Raw genomic sequence first — 18,666 nt, 5'->3', positions numbered from 1 at the left:
TATCCAGTCGTCCTTGTGGTGCCTGGCTTGTTCTCGCCCGTGTGGCTGTGCGGGGGGGGTGGCGGTGGCGGTTCCTTTTTCGGGGGGGGGGCCCCCCCCCCCCGGGGTCGTGCGGGTTCGTGCGGGGTCAGCCGTTGGTGAGCACCAGCTTGTGCTTGGTGGCCTTCTCGACCGCGTCCGGCGTGTAGGCCCAGGTCAGCAGCTTGCCCTTGAGCCAGAGGTCGGTCTGGTCGTTGTAGTTGTCGTGGAAGGCGTGGCCGGAGGCGCCGCCGACGTTGATCCAGCGCGAGGAGTCGAGGTCGCTCAGGTCGATCACCATCCGCATCGACGGGATCCAGTCCACCTGGTAGCCCGCCGCCGCGTTCCAGCCGGCCGCGTCGACGGCCGCGGAGCCGCCGGAGAGCCGGTACGGGCCGCGGTTGAGCAGCCGGTGGACCACGCCGGAGGCGATCGAGGAGTCGTCGGTGCCGAGGGTCTGCTCGCGCAGGGTCAGCTTGTGCAGGCGGCCCCAGCTCCAGGTGGAGATGTCCTTGCTGAGCAGCGAGGTGAGGTCCTGCCGGGCGTCCTTCATCGCCTCCTTGAGCAGGTTGTCCAGGCCCTTCTGCTCCTTGTGCTGGGAGTCGATGTACGTCCACCAGGAGCTGTCCGGCTTGTCCAGCTGCTGCCGGACCACCTCGGTCCAGCGGTCGCCGCCGTCCGGCTGGGCCTTGCCCGGGTCGCGGGTGCCGCACTCGGTGACGATCTTGCTGGAGCTGTCCGGCCTGGTCGGGTCGTCCTGCTGGCGGACCAGCAGGCAGTTGCCCTTGGCCCGCAGGTCGGCCGGGAACTTCTGGCCGAAGGCGAGGCTGAGCAGCTGGCGCCAGACGCCGTTGTAGTAGGCGGCGGCGGCCGAGTCGGCGTCCTGGTGGTAGTTCCAGTCCTTCAGCAGGTCCTGGGCCTCGCGCACGTACGGGTCGTCGATCTGCTGCTTGAGCAGCAGCGGGACGAGCGTCTTGGCCATGATGCTGGTGTTGTCCAGCTGCATGGTCTGCATGTCGTCCGGCGAGATCTTGCCGTTGTTCTTGAGCAGGCCCTCGATCTGGTCGGTGATCTCCTTGGCCCGGGTGCCGTACTCCCAGTCCTTGGTGAGCGAGTACTTGTAGCTCGGGTCCACCACGGCCTGGTTGGCGGTGACGATGTAGCCCGCGGACGGGTCCAGGCTGTACGGCAGGGCGGTGAAGGGGATCGAACCCTTCCACTGGTACGTGGAGTCCCAGCCCGGGGCCGGGTAGGTGCCGTCGCCCTTGCCGCGGACCGGGATGTCGCCGGGGGCCTGGTAGCCGATGTGCTTGGCGTCGGCGTAGACCAGGTTCTGCGCGGGGACGGCGAAGTCCTTGGCGGCGGCCCGGAACTCGTCCCAGTTGCGGGCCCGGTCCAACTCGAACACCGCGTCCATGGTCTTGCCGGGGTTCAGCGCCGTCCACTGCAGGGCGACGCCGTAGCCGCCGGTGCCGCGGTCGGGGGCGGCACTGCCGTTGGGGGCGTACTTGCCGACGTTCTGCTGCTCGGTGCTCTGGTCGGAGATGAGCGGGGCGCCGGTCTGGGTGGTGCGGACGGTGATCGTGCGGTCCTCGCCGCCGGCGACCTTGATGGTCTCCTTGCGGAGGTCGAACTTCACGTCCTTGCCGTCGACCTGGTAGGTGTCCGGGCCGGTGACCTTCTCCAGGTAGAGGTCGGTCACGTCGGCGCCGAGGTTGGTGAAGCCCCAGGCGACGTCCTTGTTGTGGCCGATTATCACGCCGGGCATGCCGGCGAAGCTGAAGCCGGAGACGTCGTACTGGCAGGCCGGCGAGCTGGCGCGGCAGTGCAGGCCCATCTGGTACCAGACCGAGGGCAGGCCGGGGCCGAGGTGCGGGTCGTTGGCCAGCAGCGGCTTGCCGGTGGTGGTGTGGGTGCCGGCGACGACCCAGGAGTTGGAGCCGATGCCCTGGCCGGGGCGGCCGAGCAGCTGCGGCATGCCGTCGATCCGGTCGGTGAGGCCCTGGAGCAGCGCCTTGGTGGTGGCCGCGCCCTGGGTGGTGGCGGTGCCGCCGCCGGACGGGGGCGAGCCGTCGGCGGGGCGGTAGTTGTCGCCGGCCACCGTGCCGGTCTTCACGATCGTGCCGTTGCGGGTGTACGGGTAGTCGGGGTACAGCTCGGCGATCTTGTCCGGACCGAAGTCCTGGGCCAGCAGCGAGCGGTCGATCTCCTCCTGGAGGTTCCCGGAGAGGTTCCAGGCCATCGCCTTGAGCCAGGCCACCGAGTCGACCGGGCTCCACTGCTCGGGCTGGTAGTCGCCGTTGACGGCGCCGAGCAGGGCGTACTCCAGCGAGGCCTTCTCGCCGCCGGGGTGCTCGCCGAGCCAGGCGTTCACGCCGTCCGCGTAGGCCTGGAGGTTCTTCTTGGTGTCGGCCGACAGCTTGGTGTCGAACTCCTTCTGCGCCACCTGCCGCCAGCCCATGGTGCGGATGAAGGCGTCGGTGTCGACCTGGCCGTCGCCGAACATCTCGGACAGCCGACCGGCGGTGATGTGCCGCCGGACGTCCATCTCCCAGAAGCGGTCCTGCGCCTGGACGTAGCCCTGGGCGCGGAAGAGGTCCTCGTTGGTGTCGGCGTAGAGCTGCGGGATGCCGTTGGCGTCCCGCTTGACGTCGACCGGCGCGCTCATGCCCGCCACCTTGACGGTGCCGTCGACCTCCGGGAAGGACGCGCGGACCGCGGTGACCCCGCGGTAGCCGCCGTAGCCGACGCCGGCCACCAGCAGCACGACCAGCACGATCACGATCAGACGGGCGCGCCGGAACTTCTTCGAGCGGGGCATCTGGGTCCTTGCGGTCCTGACTTCGGGGCGGGCGGGCGTGTCCAGGGCCGGGGGCCGTGACAGGGCACCACATTAGGCCGAGTCGGCCGAGCGGCGTGCACGGGGGACGCTCACCGTGGGATCGGAGGAGGTCAACGAGGAGGCCTGGAGGCGGCGGTCGGGGGCCCGGGGAGGAAAAGAAACTAAAGATATGGCAAAATGTTAGACTGAGTAACGATCCGCAACAGGAGCATTGACGCCTTCTTAACGGGTCGCACCCTCCAGCACCACCAGACACCCCGCCCGCCCCTGCCTGCACGAGGTGCCACTGCGTGAACATCGACCACCTGAACCAGCTCCTCCTCGAGTTCTCCGTGATCCTGCTGGTCGCGGTGGTCGCCGTGCGGATATCCACCCGCTCAGGGCTACCGAGCCTGCTGATCTACCTCGGGATCGGCGTCGCCCTGGGCCAGAACGGCATCGGCGTCTCCTTCAACAACGCCGAGCTGACCCAGGTGCTCGGCTACGCGGCCCTCGTGGTGATCCTCGCCGAGGGCGGCCTCAAGACCAGCTGGCGCGAGGTCAGACCCGTGATGCCGGCCGCCACCGTGCTCGCCACCGTCGGCGTCGGGGTCAGCGTGTTCGTCACCGCGGCCGGCGCGCACTGGCTGGTCGGCCTGGACTGGCGGACCTCGATGCTGCTCGGCGCGATCGTCTCCTCCACCGACGCCGCCGCCGTCTTCTCCGTCCTGCGCATGGTCCCGCTGCCGCACCGGCTCACCGGCCTGCTGGAGGCCGAGTCCGGCTTCAACGACGCGCCCGTGGTCATCCTGGTCGTCGCCTTCGCCACCACCGGCGAGCTGGACTCCTGGTACGTCCTGGTCGGCACGATCATCGCCGAGCTGGCGATCGGCGCGGCGGTCGGCTTCGCGGTCGGCAAGCTCGGCGCGTACGGGATCAAGCACGTCGCGCTGCCCTCCTCCGGCCTGTACCCGATCGCCGTGATGGCGCTGACCGTGCTCGCCTACGCGGGCGGCGCACTGCTGCACGGCTCCGGCTTCCTCGCCGTCTACATCTGCGCGGTGATCCTCGGCAACGCCAAGCTGCCGCACGGCCCGGCCGTCCGGGGCTTCGCCGACGGCCTGGCCTGGATCGGGCAGATCGGCATGTTCGTGCTGCTCGGCCTGCTCTGCACGCCCGAGACCATGGGCTCCGCGGTGGTCCCCGCGCTGGTGATCGGCGGCGTGCTGGTCTTCCTGGCCCGGCCGCTGTCCGTGGTGCTGACGCTGACCCCGTTCAAGGTGCCGGGCCGGGAGCAGGCGCTGCTCAGCTGGGCCGGACTGCGCGGGGCGGTGCCCATCGTGCTGGCGACCATCCCGCTGGTGTCGGGCGCGCCGAAGGCCCAGGACGTCTTCAACATCGTCTTCATCCTGGTCGTCGTCTTCACCCTGCTCCAGGGCCCGACCCTGCCCTGGGTGGCCAAGCAGCTGCGGATCGGCGAGGGCTCGATGGGCCAGGACCTGGACATCGAGTCAGCCCCGCTGGAGAAGCTGCACGGGCACCTGCTGTCGGTCGCGCTCTCCCCCGGCTCCCGGATGTCCGGCGTGGAGGTCAGCGAGCTGCGGCTGCCCAAGGGGGCCGCCGTCACCCTGGTGGTGCGGGAGGGCAGCTCCTTCGTGCCGGACAAGGCGACGGTGCTGCGCGGCGGGGACGAGCTGCTGGTGGTCACCACCGACGAGGTCGGCGAGGCGGCCGAGCGGCGGCTGCGGGCCGTGGACAAGGGCGGCAAGCTCGCGGGGTGGCTGCACGGGCGGTGAGCCCGGCGGGTGGGCGGCGGGTGGTGACCGGAAGACCGGAAGGCCTCACCCGCTGTTCACCTTCGATGGGCAGGACAATTTTGGACGTGCCTTGTAGTCTGGGGATTCGCGCGACATCTACGCGCGTATATGTATGATGGTCAGATCACACCCAGCATCTGCCTGAAGCAGAGTTGGCGCGACCGTTCGGCGGCCGCGGTCCGGACCTCGGCCACCACGCCGGGCCGGCCCGGTATCTACCCCGGTCGACGCGCGAGAGGACGACTCTCGGCGCCGTCGGGGCCACCCCATGCCCTGCCGCGCTACCAGGCAGCAGGAAGGACCGACCGTGACGGCCCGCCGAACGGTCGACGACCCCGCGGACACCGCGACCCCGCGTGACACCGCCAACGCCACCCCCGCCGACGGCACCGCCGATGCCGTCGACGCCCCCGCCCCCGTGCGGGTCGGGTACGGCGCACTGCTGCGCACGCCCGGCGCCTGGACGTTCCTGGCACCGGCATTCCTCGCGCGGCTGCCGTACGCGATGCTCAGCATGGGCATCCTGCTGCTCGTCAAGGACACCCACGGCTCGTACGGCACCGCGAGCACCGTCGCGGCCGTCGCCGCCGTCGCCCAGGCCCTGATCGGCCCGCAGACCGGCCGGCTCGCCGACCGGTACGGCCAGACCGCCGTCCTCGTCCCGACCGTCGTGGTGCACGCGGCCTCGGTCGGCGCGCTGATCGCGCTGGCGCTCGGCCACGCACCGGCCTGGAGCCTGTTCCTGGCCGCCGTCCCGGCCGGCGCGAGCGTTCCGCAGATCGGCGCCATGGTCCGGGCCCGCTGGATCGCCGAGTTCACCGCGGACGGCGCGTCCGCCTCGTCCGCGGCCAAGGTGGGCACCGCGTTCGCCTTCGAGTCCGTGACGGACGAGTTCACCTTCGTGATCGGCCCGATCCTGGCCACCGCCGTCGCCACCACGGTCAGCCCCTCGGCCGGGCTGATCGCCGAGGCCACGCTGACCCTCGTCGGCGGTCTGGCCTTCGCCGCCCAGCGGCGCACCGCGCCCGCCCGGGCACTGCCCCAGCCCGGCGTGCGACGCGCCTCCGCGCTCGCCTCCCCCGGCGTCCGGCTGCTGGCCGGGGCCTTCCTCGGGGTGGGCGCCGTGTTCGGCGGCATGCAGGTCTCGGTGAACGCCTTCGCCGACTCGGTCGGGCAGCACGGCGCCGCCGGCACCGTGTACGGGATCTTCGCCGGCGGCTCGATGGTGGCCGGCGTGCTGTACGGCGTGATCGCCTGGCGGCGGTCCGTGCAGCAGCGGATGGTCATGAGCTACGCCCTGCTGGTGCTGGGCTGCTCGACGCTGTGGGCGATGCCCAACCTGGTCGCGCTCGCCGTCGCCGGACTGGTCTGCGGCCTGGCCATCGCGCCGACCCTGATCAGCGGCTACACCCTGGTCGAGACGCTCGTCGCGGACGGCGCCAAGACCGAGGCGTTCACCTGGCTGACCGGCGCCATCGGCCTCGGCCTGGCGGTCGGCCAGATGATCGCCGGGCAGCTGATCGACGGCCACGGGCCGTCCAGCGGGTTCCTGGTGCCGGTGGCCGGCGCCGGCCTGGGCCTGATCGCGCTGATATCACTGCGGCACCTGCTGACCGCGCCGGGCGGGCCTGGTCAGGTCGTCGCGGCCGCACCGGAGCGCGGCACCGCGGCGCAGCTGGTGGGCGCGGCCAAGGGCTGAGCGGGCACGCGGTGGCGCACCGCGCGAAGCCGTGGGCGGCGCGCGGTGGAAGCCGCGCGGAGCCGCGGTGGAGAAGTGTGCGCGGCTCGGCCACGGCTCATCTCACATCGGAGTCGCTGGACTGATTCAGCGGAATGCCGCATCATTGACCATCGTTAGCACTCATCAGGCGAGAGTGCCAGGAGGAAGACAAGTGCCCACGTACCAGTACCAGTGCACCGAGTGCGGCAACGGCCTGGAGGCGGTGCAGAAGTTCACCGACGAGGCGCTGACCACGTGCCCCGACTGCCAGGGACGGCTCCGCAAGGTCTTCTCGGCCGTGGGCGTCGTGTTCAAGGGCTCGGGCTTCTACCGCACCGACAGCCGCTCGTCCTCCAGCAGCACGGTGGGCGCAGGCTCCTCCGGTAGCTCCTCGGCGGCGTCGTCCGGCTCGACCCCGGCGTCGCCCTCGACGTCGTCGACGTCCTCGTCCTCCGGTTCTTCGAGCTCTTCCAGCTCCTCCAGCCCGGCTCCGGCCGCGAGCTGACCTCGGCGCCGGACGCCCGGCGCATCGACAGTACCCCCCCCCCCGCGAAGAACGCGGGGCGGCGGGCCTTTCGTCGTCCCGGTTCGCCGTCCCCGTTCACTGCCCCCGTGCGCTGTCCCGGCTCGTCGTCCCGGTTCGTCATCCCGGGCGGGCCGGATGCACTCGTGCGGGTGTACGAATTCATCCACAGGGCCCGAGTTGTCCACAGGCTGCGGATAACGGCTTTCCGGGGCGGCGCGCGGCGCACATCGTAGGGGTCGCCGGAGAACGACCGGCCCGCACAGGGGCGGCCCCCCACGACCTCGGTGGTGACCATGACGACCATGAGCCTCTCCGTACCGCTGCCCGCACCCACCGTGCCGCCCCGGCGGGAGGTGCCGCGCTTCCCCCCGATCCGGCGCGGGGCCGGCGGGTGGCACCGCTGGCGGCACGCCGTACGACGCCGGGCCGGGGTGCCCGCGCTGGTGCTGCTCGCGGTGGCCGCGGCGCTCGCGGTCGGGCCCGCACGGGCCGGGCTGCCGTCGCCGCCGGGCGGCCCGGTGGGCCGGACGGGTTGTCAATCCGGTCCGACGGAAGATCACCCGTAACCGGGCAACGACTTCGTCGTTCACGGCGGCATGAAAGGCTTCAAGCAATTCCTGCTGCGTGGAAACGTCGTCGAATTCGCCGTCGCCGTCGTCATCGGCGCGGCCTTCACCAACATCGTCAACGCCTTCGTCAAGGGCGTCATCAATCCGATCGTCGGCGTCTTCGGAACGAAGGACCTGGCGTCCTACAGTTCCTGCCTCAAGGGGCCCTGCGAGCTGAACGCCACCGGCGAGGTCACGTCCGGAATCCTCATCCTGTGGGGATCGGTGCTCAGCGCCCTGCTGCAGTTCCTGATCACGGCGGCCGTCGTCTACTTCGTCCTGATCGTGCCCATGAACAGGCTGGCCGCCAGGCGGAAGAGCACCGCCGAGACGCTGGCGGAGGCCGAGGCCAAGGAGGTCCAACTGCTCACCGAGATCCGCGACGCGCTGGTCGCCCCGCAGCGCTGAGCACCGCTCCTCAGTCCCCGTGGTGCGGCGGGCGCTGGCTCAGGTACCAGTCCAGTCCCCGCCCACCGCTCTCCCCCGCCCCGGGGCGCTCACCCCAGCCGGTGTCGGTGTCGTCCCGGGACTGCTGGTCCAGCGGGTCCCGGAAGACCAGCCGGGCCTTCGGCGCCGCCGGCCGCTGCTCCCGTCCCTGCTGCTCCCCCTGTCCCTGCTCCTGCTCCCGCGCCTGCCCCTGCTCGCTCACCCTGCTCACTTCCGCTTCCCGTCGACTGCCGTCCGGATCGTCCTGTCCCTCCAGCCTAAGAGCCCCGTGACACACCCCGGGCCCTGGTGCGGAGTGCTCCGCACCAGGGCCCGGGGCGGGGATGGAGCCGCAGGCAGTTGCTCGGGTTCTCAGGCGGCCTCGAAGCCCGCGTGGTCGGCGATCTTCTTCAGCTCGGCCAGCGCGTGCTTCTCGATCTGGCGGATCCGCTCGCGGGTGAGGCCGTGCTGCTTGCCCACCTCGGTGAGGGTGCGCTCGCGGCCGTCCTCCATCCCGTAGCGGGAGCGGATGATCGAGGCCGTGCGGTCGTCCAGCCGCCCGATCAGGCCGTCCAGCTCCTCGCGGCGGAGCATGACCATCACGGCGTCCTCGGGGGACGTCGCCCCGGTGTCCTCGACCAGGTCGCCGAACTGGGTCTCGCCCTCGTCGTCGACCGCCATGTTGAGGCTGACCGGGTCGCGGGCCCAATCCAGCACGTCCTTGATCCGGGCCTCGGTGGTGTCCAGCTCGGCCGCGATCTCGGCCGGCTCGGCCTCCCGGCCCAGCTCCTTGGACTTCTCCCGCTGCACCCGCCGGATCCGCCCCAGCTCCTCGACCAGGTGCACGGGCAGCCGGATGGTGCGGGACTGGTCGGCGATCGACCGGGTGATCGCCTGCCGGATCCACCAGGTGGCATAGGTGGAGAACTTGAAACCCTTGGCGTAGTCGAACTTCTCGACGGCGCGCACCAGGCCGGCGTTGCCCTCCTGGATGAGGTCCAGCAGCGGAAGGCCGCTGCGCGGGTACCGGCGGGCGACCGCCACCACGAGCCGGAGGTTCGAGCGGATGAAGACGTCCTTGGCGCGCTCGGCGTCCTCGGCTATCGCCTCCAGCTCCTCGCGCTTCACGCCGTCGGGGAACACGCCCTCCGCCAGCAGGTGCTGGGCGTACACGCCGGCCTCGATCCGCAGTGAGAGCTCGACCTCCTCGGCGGCATCGAGCAGGGGTGTCCTGGCGATCTCGTCGAGGTACATGCCGACCAGGTCGCGGTCGGCCTCAAGGTTGGTCGGGCGGGCCGCGCGAGTCCGGTCGGCCCTGTCGCGAACGACGGCACGGGTGGCCATGCTTGCTCCCTTTGCTGGAATTGCCGAGGTCTGCCTGCCTGCCCCCCTAGAGGGCAAGAAATGGGGGCCCCGCGGGGCTCACACGTAACGATCCAACGAACAGAATCCGGACAACATTCCCAAGTTACTCAGATTCTTCCCCGCGATGCAGTATCCTGCCGGTTTTCACCCCGGTTATGGACACCGGGTGACCGGTCGAGCACCTTAGGTGCCGTTTCCGCAACTGCTTCCGAGCGCTTCCGTCACGCCCCGCACACGCGCCCGCCGCCCCGCCGGCCGCCGTACAGGGTGAAACCCGCGAACGGGCACGCGCGTTCCCGCGCGCCCCCGCCTTCCGCCGGCGCCTTCCGCCGGCGCCCGCCCCCGGCGCACGCAGGTTCTCCCCACAAACGATGCCGAATCGCTATCACCCGTGGTCCTGATCGGCCCGGGACACTGGGAAGGTGTCAGCCATGCACCTGACCAACAGCTCGACCACCGTCACTGCGCGTCACCGCCGCCTCCTGCGGGATTCGGCGCTCGCGGTGGTCTGTGCCGCGCTGTTCGGCCTCCTGGCCGCCCTGGTGACCCGGCACTGGCATCCGCTGGAACAGCTCGACCAGAGCTGGATCGGCGAACTGCACACCTTCGCCCGGCAGCACCGGATCTGGACCGCCTCGGTGCAGACGCTCTCCGACATCGGCGGCACGGTCACGATGCGCACCCTGCTCGGCATCGCGGCCGTCTGGCTGTGGCTGATCGGCGCCCGGGTCCTGGCCGGCTGGGTGGCCGCCCAGACCCTGGTCGGCTGGGGCGGCCAGTGGGCGCTGAAGCTGGCCGTCGGCCGCCAACGCCCCTCCTTCGCCGACCCGGTCTCGCACGCCGGCGGCCCGGCCTTCCCCTCCGGGCACGCCATGGCCTCGGCGATCACCTGCGCGGTGCTGGTCGGCCTGGTCTGGTACCGGGTCCGTCGACGCGGACGGATCGCCGCCTGCGCGGTGGCGGCGGCGACGGTGCTGACCATCGGCTGGACCAGGATCGCCCTCGGGGTCCACTGGCCGAGCGACGTGGTCGCCGGCTGGCTGGCCGCCGGGTTCGTGCTGGGCGCCGTGACCGCCGTCGTCGAACTCTGGCGACCGGGCGCGCTGGCCCGCGACGTACGGCGGGTCAACTGGCGCACCCGGCCGAGGGTCCAGCGGATCACCGTGCCGTCGGTCCGGTCGCCGCGTGGCACCGACCCGCTGGGCGACGCCGCCACCGACCACCCGGACGAGGCCGTCCACTGAGACCACCGGCATCCGCGTGCGGTCGTCCGGGGCCGCCCAGGGCCGGTACAGGGCCGTCCGGGGCTGCCCGAAGCCGTCCGCTAGCGTGACGGCCATGTCTCCCGACCCGGTCCCCGCCGCCGCCGTCCGTCACCCCGAGCGCCCACTGCGGATCGCCACCGTCCAGGCCCAGGCCGTGGCCGGCGACATACCCGCCAACGCCGCCCAGGCCGCCGAGTTGGTCCGCGAGGCCGCCGCGGCCGGCGCCCGCCTGGTGCTGTTCGCCGAGAAGTTCCTCTCCGGCTACGAGCCCGAGCTGATCCGCACCGACCCGCTCAAGTGCGCCGTCCAGCCCGGCGATCCGCGCCTCGCGCCGATCGCCGAGGCCTGCCGCGAGACCGGCACCGCCGCGATCGTCGGCGCCGCCGCGCAGGTGGGCGACGAGCTGCGGGTCTCCGCCTTCGTCCTCGGCCCGGACGGCGGCCTCGTCACCCGCTACGACAAGCAGCACCTGTTCAAGGCCGAACGCGACTACTACCGCCCCGGGGCGGCCGGTTGCACCCTGGAGCTGGACGGCTGGCGGCTCGGCCTCGGCGTCTGCTACGACTCGGGCTTCCCCGAGCACGCCCGCGCCGCCGCGCTCGACGGCTGCCACGCCTACCTGGTCGGCGCGCTGTTCAGCGTCGGCCACGGCCACCACGAGTCCCGCACCTGGTTCCCCGCCCGCGCGCTCGACAACACCCTCTACACGGTGCTCGCCAACCACATCGGCCACACCGGCGGTTGGCACACCTGCGGTGGCAGCGCGGTGTGGGCCCCGGACGGCCGGCTGCTCGCCGAGGCGGGCGAGGACCGGCGCGAACTCGTCGTCGTCGACCTCGACCCGGCCGTCCTGCGCGCCGCCCGGGAGAGCGAGACCATGCTCGCCGACCTGGCCGCCGCCAGCGCCCGCCCGACTGCCCCGCGCGCGCTCTTCGCCCTGGCCTGAGCCGGTCGACCTCCGTGCCCGGCCGCTCCGGGCAGGCCGGGTGGCCCGGCCGCTCCGAGCCGGGTGCGCTGGCCGGTCAGGCGGTCCGCATCGCGTCCACCACGGTCATCCGGCCGACCCGACGGGCTGGCAGGACGGCGGCGGCGAGCCCGGTCAGGACGGTCAGCCCGAGTGCGGCCAGCACCAGCACCACCGGCGGGCCGCCGACCGTCCCCACCGTGGAGGTGAGCGAACGCGCGGCCGCCCAGCCGTAGCCGACGCCCAGTCCGGTGCCGGCCAACGCCCCGGCCAGCGACAGCAGCACCGCCTCCAGGGTGAGCATCCGGCGCAGCTGCCGCCGGGACATCCCGATGGCGCGCAGCATGCCGATCTCGCGGGCGCGTTCGCTGACGCTGAGCATCAGGGTGGCCGCGACGCCGAGCCCGGCGATGGCGACCGAGAAGGACAGCAGGGCCATGCTGACGGTCGTCATCCGGTCCAGCAGCAACCGCAGCGTCTCCGCCTGCGCGCCGGTGTCGGTGACGGCCACCTCCGGGTGATCGGCGAGCGCCCGGTCCAGCGCCCGGCGGGCGGTCGACCGGTCCTCGCCCGCGCCCGGGCTGATCCAGACCGTGGTGACGGCCGCGCCGGGGGCGAGCCGGTCCAGGGTCGCGGGGGTCACCAGCAGCGTCGCACCGGTCTGCAGGGTGAGCGGCAGGCTGCTGCGTCCGGGTTCGACCCGCAGGTCGGTGCCGGGCCCGCCCGCCGGGCCCCCGACCCGGCGCACCCCGCCGCCGCCGAGACCGCTCAGCGCGGCGCCGTCGGCGAGCGCCCCGGCCTGGTCGACGCCGTCCGCCGAGGGGTTGAGCCGGGCCAGGTCGGCGGCCGCGACCAGGGTGGGCCGGCCGTCGAGTTCGACGGTGGCCGAGCGGACCGGCGTGACGGCGAGCCCGCGCTGCGCACCGAGCGCGGTGACCGCCCCGGCGGGCAGCGCGCCGCCCCCGGTGACGACCGCCGAGAAGACCCCGGGCTGGCGCGCGGACACCGCCGGCACCAGGGAGTTGGAGGTGATCTCCAGCGCGGTGACCGCGCCGACCATCACGGTCACGCCGAGCAGCAGCGCCGAGCCGGTCGCCCCGGTGCGGCCCGGGTTGAGCCGCAGCTGCTGGGTGGCGAGCCGCCCGGCCGTCCCACCGAGCCGCCGGGCCGGGCCGCCCAGCACGCCGACGACGGCGGGCAGCAGCCGGTCGGCGAGCCGCAGCACGCCGAAGAAGCTGACGATCGCGCCGACGGTGACCGCGAGCAGCGACAGCGGCGGCGGGGCCACCGCGCCGGCCACCAGCAGCGCCGTCCCCGCGCACAGCAGCACCGCCGTCCACACCGCCGCCCGGGCCTTGGCCGCCCCGCCGACCGGCCCGTGCGTGCCGCCGAGCGCGGCCACCGGCGGCACCGCCGCCGCGGCCTTCGCCGGGCCGCGGACGGCCAGCAGGGTGAGCAGCACGCCGAACAGCCCGGCCAGCGCGCAGGTCAGCGGGGCCGGCGCCAGCGAGAGGTGCACCGGGCCGAGGTCGAGCGTGCCGACGACCACCGTCCCCGCCGCGCACAGGCCGACCCCCAGCAGCACGCCCGCCGCCGAGGCTCCCGTCCCGAGCAGCAGCCCCTGACGGCGGATCAGCTGGCGCAGCTGCCGCCGGTCGGCGCCCACGCAGCGCAGCAGGGCGAGTTGGCGGGTCCGCTGGGCCAGCACCACCGTGAAGGTGTTGCCGACCACCATCCGCGCCACCGCGAGCGCGATCAGCACGAAGGAGAGCGCGGCGATCAGCACCACCCCGTAGAGGGTCCGGCTCTGCCGGGTCGCCTCGGTGACGGAGGCGTCTCGGGTGCGCACCTCGACGCCGTCGCCGAGGACGGCGCGCAGCGCCTCGACGGTCCGGGCCCGCGAGGCGTCCGGCCGGACCCGGACGTCCAGCTGGGCGGTGGTGACGCCGGTCGCGTACTGGGCGACCGCACCGGCCGGGACGCCGACGATCGGGCGCCCGGCGAGGCTGGGCGCGCCCCGGCCGTCCAGGACGCCCGCCAGCCGGGCGGTGGCGGCGGAGCCGTCGGCCCGGGCCAGCCGCACCTCGGCCCCGGGGGCGGCGTCGAGCCGGTGCGCGGTGTCGGCGTCGAGCAGCACCTCGCCGGGCCCGGCCGGCCAGTGGCCGCCGGTGAGCAACTGCCAGCGCAGCGCCGGGTCGTCGGCGACCGCGCTGACCGCGGCGGTCTGGTCGAGCGGGCGCCCGTCGGCCGTCAGCACCGATCCCTTGCCGACCAGTCGCGGCGCCACCCCGGCCACCCCGGCCGTCCGCCGGGCCCGCTCGGCGGCGGCGTCCAGCCCACCGCCGGCGGCGGTCCTGGTCACCTGCACGTCGCCGGGCCCGACCTCGGCGGCCGCGGTCTGGCTGAAGGAGTCCACCAGCGCCCCGCTGCCGCTGACCGAGGCGATCAGGAAGGCCACCCCCAGCGCGATCGCGGCCCCGCTCAGGAGCAGCTGCCGCAGTTGCCCGCGCAGCTCGGCCACGGTGTATCGGTACGTCGTCATCGCTCCCCGGCTCGTCCGCCCTGACCAGGCACGACGCACTGGCAGGGGCCTCACCGAGCCTAGGGTCCGCACCCGCCCCGGCCCGTCAGCACGAGGTCTCCTCGATGATCACTCCGAGGACGGACGGCCGACCGCGCCCCCTCCTCCCCGAGAGGTACGCCGCCCCCGACCCGGCCCGGCCCCGGAAACGCCGTAGGCCCCCCGCCCTGGTGGGCGGGGGGCCTACGGCGACACACGCGTCTCTGGTGCCCCAGGCAGGATTCGAACCTGCGACACCGGCTTTAGGAGGACCGGGCTATCCGCCACCACCCATCGTGTCTGCCTGCGGTGATGGCCACTCAAGCGCGAACATGAAGATCGTTTGGGGGAAATTTCGGTGATCAACTCTGCGGGAGCTCCAGATTCACCGGAAGGCCCCACAGGGTCTCCTTCCCCAGACCCAGCATGGCCCTCACGAAGACCTCCTGCAAGCCATCCAACCGGTGCCGCCGCATCCTCACCGTCGGGTGCTGATACACCCCCTTGATGCCAGACGGCTTGTGACCGGCCTGCTCGTACGCCAGCGACGCCGCCACCATGATCTGTTCCTGCAACGTGTCGTGCGTGTGCCTGGCCCCACGCATCGTCAGGCCGGGCGCGAGCGGCTCCCAAGCGTCCCGCGCAGCCGCTCCCTGCCGCCGGGCTCGCGCCGGGCGCCCGTCCGCCGCCGGCCGCAAGGTCTTGCCCCAGTTCCCGCGGCGCCACCACGACCCGCTCTCCGTCGACAGCAGGTACTCGTGCACCCACACCTCGGCCCGGTACTGCCACAGCCCTGCCAGGAACGGCGGTAGGTCGACGTCGCGGATCCGGTGCTCGTTTTTGAGCGGCTCCAGGGCCAACACCGTACCGAGCTTCTCCCCGTCCGGGCCTCGCTGCTCGTACTCGGCTACCTCCTGAACGACTCGCAGTATCGGACAGGACCACGCCGAACCGTCATCGTCCAACTGGCGCCGCTCTAGGATGTGCATGCGATCCAGGCCCTGCCCCTCACCCCAGTTGACGCCAGTGAAGGCCGCGGACAGCAACTGGAAGCCGTCGGCCCAGCCAAGTCGCTCCGCGGTCTGGATAATCGCTGCCGGCGGGTGCCACTTCGACTCGTCGACACGCCGCGGCACCGCGCCGAGGACCATGACCGGTTTGGTCCGCCGGCGACCCATCAACGGGTTGACCAGGAGGTGCCGCGCGTCCACCGCGGCGGTGAGAATGGTCGACATCAGCGACACGACGTGCCCCTTGGTCACGTCGTCGACCTGCAGATCGTTGAGCTGCCAGGAGTCAACGGCGAACCAGTTGATGTCACGCAACGGCACATACTGCCACCGCGGGAAGATGTATCCCGTCAGCTGCTTCCAGCGGGTGTCGACAGTCTGGCCACGTTTCGGCCGCGCCTTCATGAACTCGGCGGCGAAGATCCCGAAGTGCGTGCCGCTCAACTTCGGGTCCACCCAACGACCGGCCCTGACGGCGGCTTCCTGCTCCTGCCCGTACTCCTTGGCCGTCTTCTCGGTGGCGAACCCCGATGCGCTGCCGTAGTTGATCCCGTCGGGCAGCAGGAACTTCGCCCTCCAGCTGAACTGTTTGGTCTTCTTGCCGTTGCGGACCTTATAGACCTTCTCGGCGTACGCCAAGGTGCACCCTCCCTTGTCTTGGCAGGCGGGGCCTGCCGTCCCGCATGCCCCGCCGTGCCAAGGATGGTGCTGCTACACGTCGGTCTCGCCAAGCGTCCAGAGAAGGTCGGGGTCCTCGCGGAGCCGCTGGCCGAGCCGGAGCGCCTGGGCCTCGGTGACGAGGCGGGCGTTCAGCAGGACCACCGGCGAGCCGGCCTTCAGTTGGACGGCAGCTAGGCCGCCGTGGGGGATGTCCGGTACGCGCAGGATCCGCATCGGCGGTCCCCCCTCTTACCTGGTTGGGTCGACCCCCCTCACAGGTAAGCGGAATCTTTGCACACCGTTGGCATATGCGCGCGGGTTTCGCGGGTGTGTCGTGTGATTTTCTGCTTACTCTGAGTCCTCAGAGAAGATCTCGTGAGCCGCGCGCTGCAACTTGGACCACTTTCGCCTCAGATCGCGCTGTTGCTCGGGCGTGAGGTTTTGACTCTCGCCGCGCTTCCAGATCAGGACCACGCTGCCGTCCTCCTCGGAGTCCAGCTCAATCGCGGTGGCGTCGGCGACCTTGCCCCCGAGGAGGGTCTCGCGGACTCGCTCAGTCAGGTCGTCAAGAAGATCGTCAACCTCGCTGGCTTCGATGTCGGTGCTGGGCTCGGCATCACCGGGCGAGGTTCGAACGGTCGGGCCGCCGCCACCCAGTACCGCCTCGATGCTGCCATCGGTCCAGTTGAACCTTCGACCGACCTCGCGATGGAGCGGCGTGACCTTCACGTACTGGTGCCCGCTCTCAAGTTTCTGAACCGATGAGCGCCCGACGCCTAGCGCGGATGCTAGCTCGGGCTGCGTCAGCCCAAGGTCGTCGCGCGCGGCAGCGATCGCGCGTGAGAGGCGGGCCCAGTCTCTGTCCATGGCACACATCATGCCGCATGCTCATGCAACCGAAGAGCCTGGATCCAGCCGTTTGACCTGCATTTAAAGCTGGCGCCGGTTGCATGGAGGGTGCCACGCAGGCTCGTCAGCTCGTAATTCACGCCTGAGACTGCACCGAAAGTGTGCCGAGACTGCTTGCATCTCAAGCCTGCACATGGTTGTCTTCTCTCGTGACGCCGAACGGAACCGCAATACGAACCCTCCGAACTGCTTGCAATGTAAGCCTTCGGGAGCTTGCTTTGCGGACCGGGCGTGACCGCAGCTTCCTGTCCCGCATAGAGCGCGGCCTAGCCGGCGCCAGCGACGAAACGATCCGAACGATCGCCAAGGCGCTGAACGTTCCGACTGCTGCCATAAACCGAGAGGAACAGCCGTGACCCCGAGCAAGGTCGCGACTCCCGACCTGACCGCCGAGGAGCGACTCCGGCTCTACACGCCGGAACAGGTCATCGAGATGGGGCTCTTGCCCTACACCGTGCGGACCCTGAAGATCGCCGCTCACCAGCGCCGGATCCCGCACACCACCACGAACCGAAAGATTCGGTTCCGCCTGGATCACATCCTTGCGATCCAGCAGGCCGGCGAGGTTGACCCGGCCACCCGCGGCCGTCGTCGCGCCGCCTGATCTTCCCCAGACATGGGTCGGGCCCTCGCCCGGCAGACACCCGGATTGCGCCCGGATGCCGCCCGCGAGAGCCCTGGACCCCACCCCACACAGAGAAGAGGTGGACGTCGTGTCCCCCATCATCCCCTACACGTTGCCGGAGACCGCCACTGCGGTCCGGGGCGTGAGCGAGTTGGAGTTGAACGCGCTGCTGGACGCCTTGCTCGCGGAGATCGCGATGCCGGCGGCGCTGCTGGTGTTCGACGACCCGTGGCTGGACGTGCTGTACGGCCCGCTGCCGGAGCTGCCGGCGTGGTCGCCGGAAACGGTGGCGCTGGTCGCCGAGTACTCGGCGCGGACGGGCGGTGCCCGATGAAGGCCTACACGTTCTGGTCGGAGCGTTCGCACGCCCGGACCATCGACAGCGACGGATCGCTGTACATCGAACCGAACGGTACCGGTGGTGACGAGGTCGTCATCTACCGGAATCGGGAGATGACGGACGACCAGATGCTGGCCATCGCTGACCGGGTCCTCGCCGACGTGCGTCGGTGGCGGAACAAGGTCGCCGAGAAGGCCAAGCAGACGCACACCGTGCGCGACGAGTTGGCCGCCGCGCAGGCCCGCATCGCGGAGCTGGAACGCGCCACCAAGGGCGGTTCCCGATGAGCGCGCTGGTTGATGTGTCGGTGCTGCGGTGGCTGCCGGCCGAGTCGGTCGATGTGGCCGAGGTGCGTACCGCGGTTGCCGGGCTGGTGGCCCGGACGCCGGGCGCCGGAGTCGAGTCGGTGGACATCAGCCCGAACGGCCGGGTGGTGTCGCTGCAGGTCGCGTCGGTGGTCTCGCTGTCGGCCTGGTACGACCTGGCAGGCCGGGCGTCGGGTGGTACCGCGTCCCGTGAGACCGGTGGTCTGTCCTGGTTCGTGAGGCTCCCGCCGTTCATCGAGCTGCCGGACGTGCGGGTCGAGCTGACCACGGTGTCCGGGGAGTTCGAGGTGTTGCCCAGGTCGGCGTTGGTGCGGGCGATGTGCCCGTGGATGTCGCGCCGGTGGGCGGTCCAGGATCGCGAGGCCGCTGCTGCGGCTGCCCGACTGAGGGTGGCGGCGTGATGGCGCTGGAGCTGCCGGTGCGTCGGCCGATGCGGGACGCGGCCACGCTGGAGCGCGACTTCGAGTTGATGTACGGCCCCCGGTCGGGCTGGGCCGACGACGTGTCCCACGCGTACGCGGCGGCTGTGGCTGGCCTGCGGGAGCGGTGGCTGCGGGGTGAGGTCTGGTGACCGTCGAGCCCAGCAGATGCGCGCACTGTGATGTCCCGCGCCGCGAGCACATGCAGCGGTGGGTGTCCGCCTTCGGCTGGCACGGATGGGTGCAGCCCTCGAACTCCCAGATCCTCGCGCGGATGCAGGCCCACC

Annotated in this window: 20 protein-coding genes; 13 read left to right on the top strand and 7 right to left on the bottom strand. The window is 71.7% G+C overall.

What is annotated here, in order from left to right; genetic code table 11:
- Nucleotides 1–127 precede the first annotated feature (127 nt).
- Nucleotides 128–2,839: a penicillin acylase family protein gene (locus tag ACFVX9_RS30710; RefSeq protein WP_380485840.1), complete on the bottom strand. Its 2,712-nt coding sequence runs from the start codon at nt 2,837–2,839 to the stop codon at nt 128–130.
- 311 nt (nt 2,840–3,150) lie between these two features.
- Between ACFVX9_RS30710 and ACFVX9_RS30705 the strand changes: the two genes are divergently transcribed.
- The 5 genes from ACFVX9_RS30705 to mscL all read left to right on the top strand — a co-directional run bounded on the left by ACFVX9_RS30705 (nt 3,151) and on the right by mscL (nt 7,918).
- On the top strand, nt 3,151–4,635 hold the full coding sequence (locus ACFVX9_RS30705; protein ID WP_380485842.1) for a potassium/proton antiporter: 1,485 nt from the start codon (nt 3,151–3,153) through the stop codon (nt 4,633–4,635).
- Nucleotides 4,636–4,963: 328 nt separating this feature from the next.
- Entirely contained in the window at nt 4,964–6,355 is a 1,392-nt protein-coding gene (locus ACFVX9_RS30700; protein WP_380485844.1) for an MFS transporter, read from the top strand.
- Nucleotides 6,356–6,548: 193 nt separating this feature from the next.
- Nucleotides 6,549–6,881 (top strand): FmdB family zinc ribbon protein, encoded by a 333-nt coding sequence (locus tag ACFVX9_RS30695; protein ID WP_380372765.1) that lies wholly within the window; start codon nt 6,549–6,551, stop codon nt 6,879–6,881.
- 323 nt (nt 6,882–7,204) lie between these two features.
- The gene (locus tag ACFVX9_RS30690; RefSeq protein ID WP_380485847.1) at nt 7,205–7,468 is read left to right on the top strand and encodes a hypothetical protein; all 264 of its coding nucleotides are present in this window, start codon (nt 7,205–7,207) and stop codon (nt 7,466–7,468) included.
- A gap of 30 nt (nt 7,469–7,498) precedes the next feature.
- A complete protein-coding gene (gene mscL / locus ACFVX9_RS30685) occupies nt 7,499–7,918 on the top strand; it encodes a large conductance mechanosensitive channel protein MscL (protein ID WP_380372762.1) in 420 nt (139 codons plus the stop codon).
- Nucleotides 7,919–7,928: 10 nt separating this feature from the next.
- On the opposite strand, the gene ACFVX9_RS30680 is transcribed toward mscL, so the two are convergent.
- Nucleotides 7,929–8,168 carry a hypothetical protein gene (locus ACFVX9_RS30680; RefSeq protein ID WP_380372760.1) on the bottom strand — a complete coding sequence of 80 codons (240 nt, stop codon included), beginning with the start codon at nt 8,166–8,168 and terminating at the stop codon, nt 7,929–7,931.
- A gap of 140 nt (nt 8,169–8,308) precedes the next feature.
- A complete protein-coding gene (locus tag ACFVX9_RS30675; protein ID WP_380372757.1) occupies nt 8,309–9,280 on the bottom strand; it encodes a sigma-70 family RNA polymerase sigma factor in 972 nt (323 codons plus the stop codon).
- Between the two features lie 452 nt (nt 9,281–9,732).
- Here ACFVX9_RS30675 and ACFVX9_RS30670 point away from each other — a divergent pair, with 452 nt between their 5' ends.
- Together ACFVX9_RS30670 and ACFVX9_RS30665 are read left to right on the top strand one after the other, a co-directional pair.
- Nucleotides 9,733–10,545: a phosphatase PAP2 family protein gene (locus ACFVX9_RS30670; RefSeq protein ID WP_380560623.1), complete on the top strand. Its 813-nt coding sequence runs from the start codon at nt 9,733–9,735 to the stop codon at nt 10,543–10,545.
- A 94-nt stretch (nt 10,546–10,639) separates the two neighbouring features.
- The gene (locus ACFVX9_RS30665; RefSeq protein ID WP_387984649.1) at nt 10,640–11,512 is read left to right on the top strand and encodes a carbon-nitrogen hydrolase family protein; all 873 of its coding nucleotides are present in this window, start codon (nt 10,640–10,642) and stop codon (nt 11,510–11,512) included.
- Between the two features lie 76 nt (nt 11,513–11,588).
- Here the strand turns inward: ACFVX9_RS30665 and ACFVX9_RS30660 are convergent, their stop codons facing one another.
- The 4 genes from ACFVX9_RS30660 to ACFVX9_RS30645 form a co-directional block, all read right to left on the bottom strand.
- The gene (locus ACFVX9_RS30660; RefSeq protein ID WP_380372750.1) at nt 11,589–14,072 is read right to left on the bottom strand and encodes an ABC transporter permease; all 2,484 of its coding nucleotides are present in this window, start codon (nt 14,070–14,072) and stop codon (nt 11,589–11,591) included.
- Nucleotides 14,073–14,452: 380 nt separating this feature from the next.
- Nucleotides 14,453–15,739, bottom strand: a complete 1,287-nt coding sequence (locus tag ACFVX9_RS30655; RefSeq protein ID WP_387984647.1) for a hypothetical protein — start codon at nt 15,737–15,739, stop codon at nt 14,453–14,455.
- Nucleotides 15,740–15,811: 72 nt separating this feature from the next.
- Nucleotides 15,812–15,994, bottom strand: a complete 183-nt coding sequence (locus ACFVX9_RS30650; protein ID WP_387984646.1) for a hypothetical protein — start codon at nt 15,992–15,994, stop codon at nt 15,812–15,814.
- A gap of 114 nt (nt 15,995–16,108) precedes the next feature.
- A complete protein-coding gene (locus ACFVX9_RS30645) occupies nt 16,109–16,627 on the bottom strand; it encodes a helix-turn-helix domain-containing protein (protein WP_387984644.1) in 519 nt (172 codons plus the stop codon).
- Nucleotides 16,628–16,770: 143 nt separating this feature from the next.
- On the opposite strand from ACFVX9_RS30645, the gene ACFVX9_RS30640 reads away from it, so the two are divergent.
- The 6 genes from ACFVX9_RS30640 (at nt 16,771) to ACFVX9_RS30615 (ending at nt 18,531) form a co-directional block, all read left to right on the top strand.
- Nucleotides 16,771–17,025 (top strand): helix-turn-helix domain-containing protein, encoded by a 255-nt coding sequence (locus tag ACFVX9_RS30640; RefSeq protein ID WP_387984642.1) that lies wholly within the window; start codon nt 16,771–16,773, stop codon nt 17,023–17,025.
- Complete coding sequence (locus tag ACFVX9_RS30635; RefSeq protein WP_387984640.1) at nt 17,022–17,273, top strand: hypothetical protein; 252 nt, start codon at nt 17,022–17,024, stop codon at nt 17,271–17,273. Before ACFVX9_RS30640 ends, ACFVX9_RS30635 begins: the two co-directional genes overlap by 4 nt.
- 109 nt (nt 17,274–17,382) lie before the next feature.
- Nucleotides 17,383–17,628: a hypothetical protein gene (locus ACFVX9_RS30630; RefSeq protein ID WP_387984638.1), complete on the top strand. Its 246-nt coding sequence runs from the start codon at nt 17,383–17,385 to the stop codon at nt 17,626–17,628.
- Nucleotides 17,625–17,921 carry a hypothetical protein gene (locus ACFVX9_RS30625; protein WP_387984636.1) on the top strand — a complete coding sequence of 99 codons (297 nt, stop codon included), beginning with the start codon at nt 17,625–17,627 and terminating at the stop codon, nt 17,919–17,921. Before ACFVX9_RS30630 ends, ACFVX9_RS30625 begins: the two co-directional genes overlap by 4 nt.
- Nucleotides 17,918–18,361, top strand: a complete 444-nt coding sequence (locus ACFVX9_RS30620) for a hypothetical protein (RefSeq protein WP_380480524.1) — start codon at nt 17,918–17,920, stop codon at nt 18,359–18,361. The genes ACFVX9_RS30625 and ACFVX9_RS30620 overlap by 4 nt, the downstream gene beginning before the upstream one ends.
- The gene (locus tag ACFVX9_RS30615) at nt 18,358–18,531 is read left to right on the top strand and encodes a hypothetical protein (RefSeq protein WP_380480522.1); all 174 of its coding nucleotides are present in this window, start codon (nt 18,358–18,360) and stop codon (nt 18,529–18,531) included. The genes ACFVX9_RS30620 and ACFVX9_RS30615 overlap by 4 nt, the downstream gene beginning before the upstream one ends.
- The last annotated feature ends 135 nt before the right edge of the window (nt 18,532–18,666 follow it).

This window comes from Kitasatospora sp. NPDC058243, assembly GCF_042882025.1.
In the GTDB taxonomy this organism is placed as follows: Bacteria; Actinomycetota; Actinomycetes; order Streptomycetales; family Streptomycetaceae; genus Kitasatospora.
Note: the sequence above shows the minus strand (reverse complement) of the source record. Positions and strands in the feature narration are given on the sequence as shown.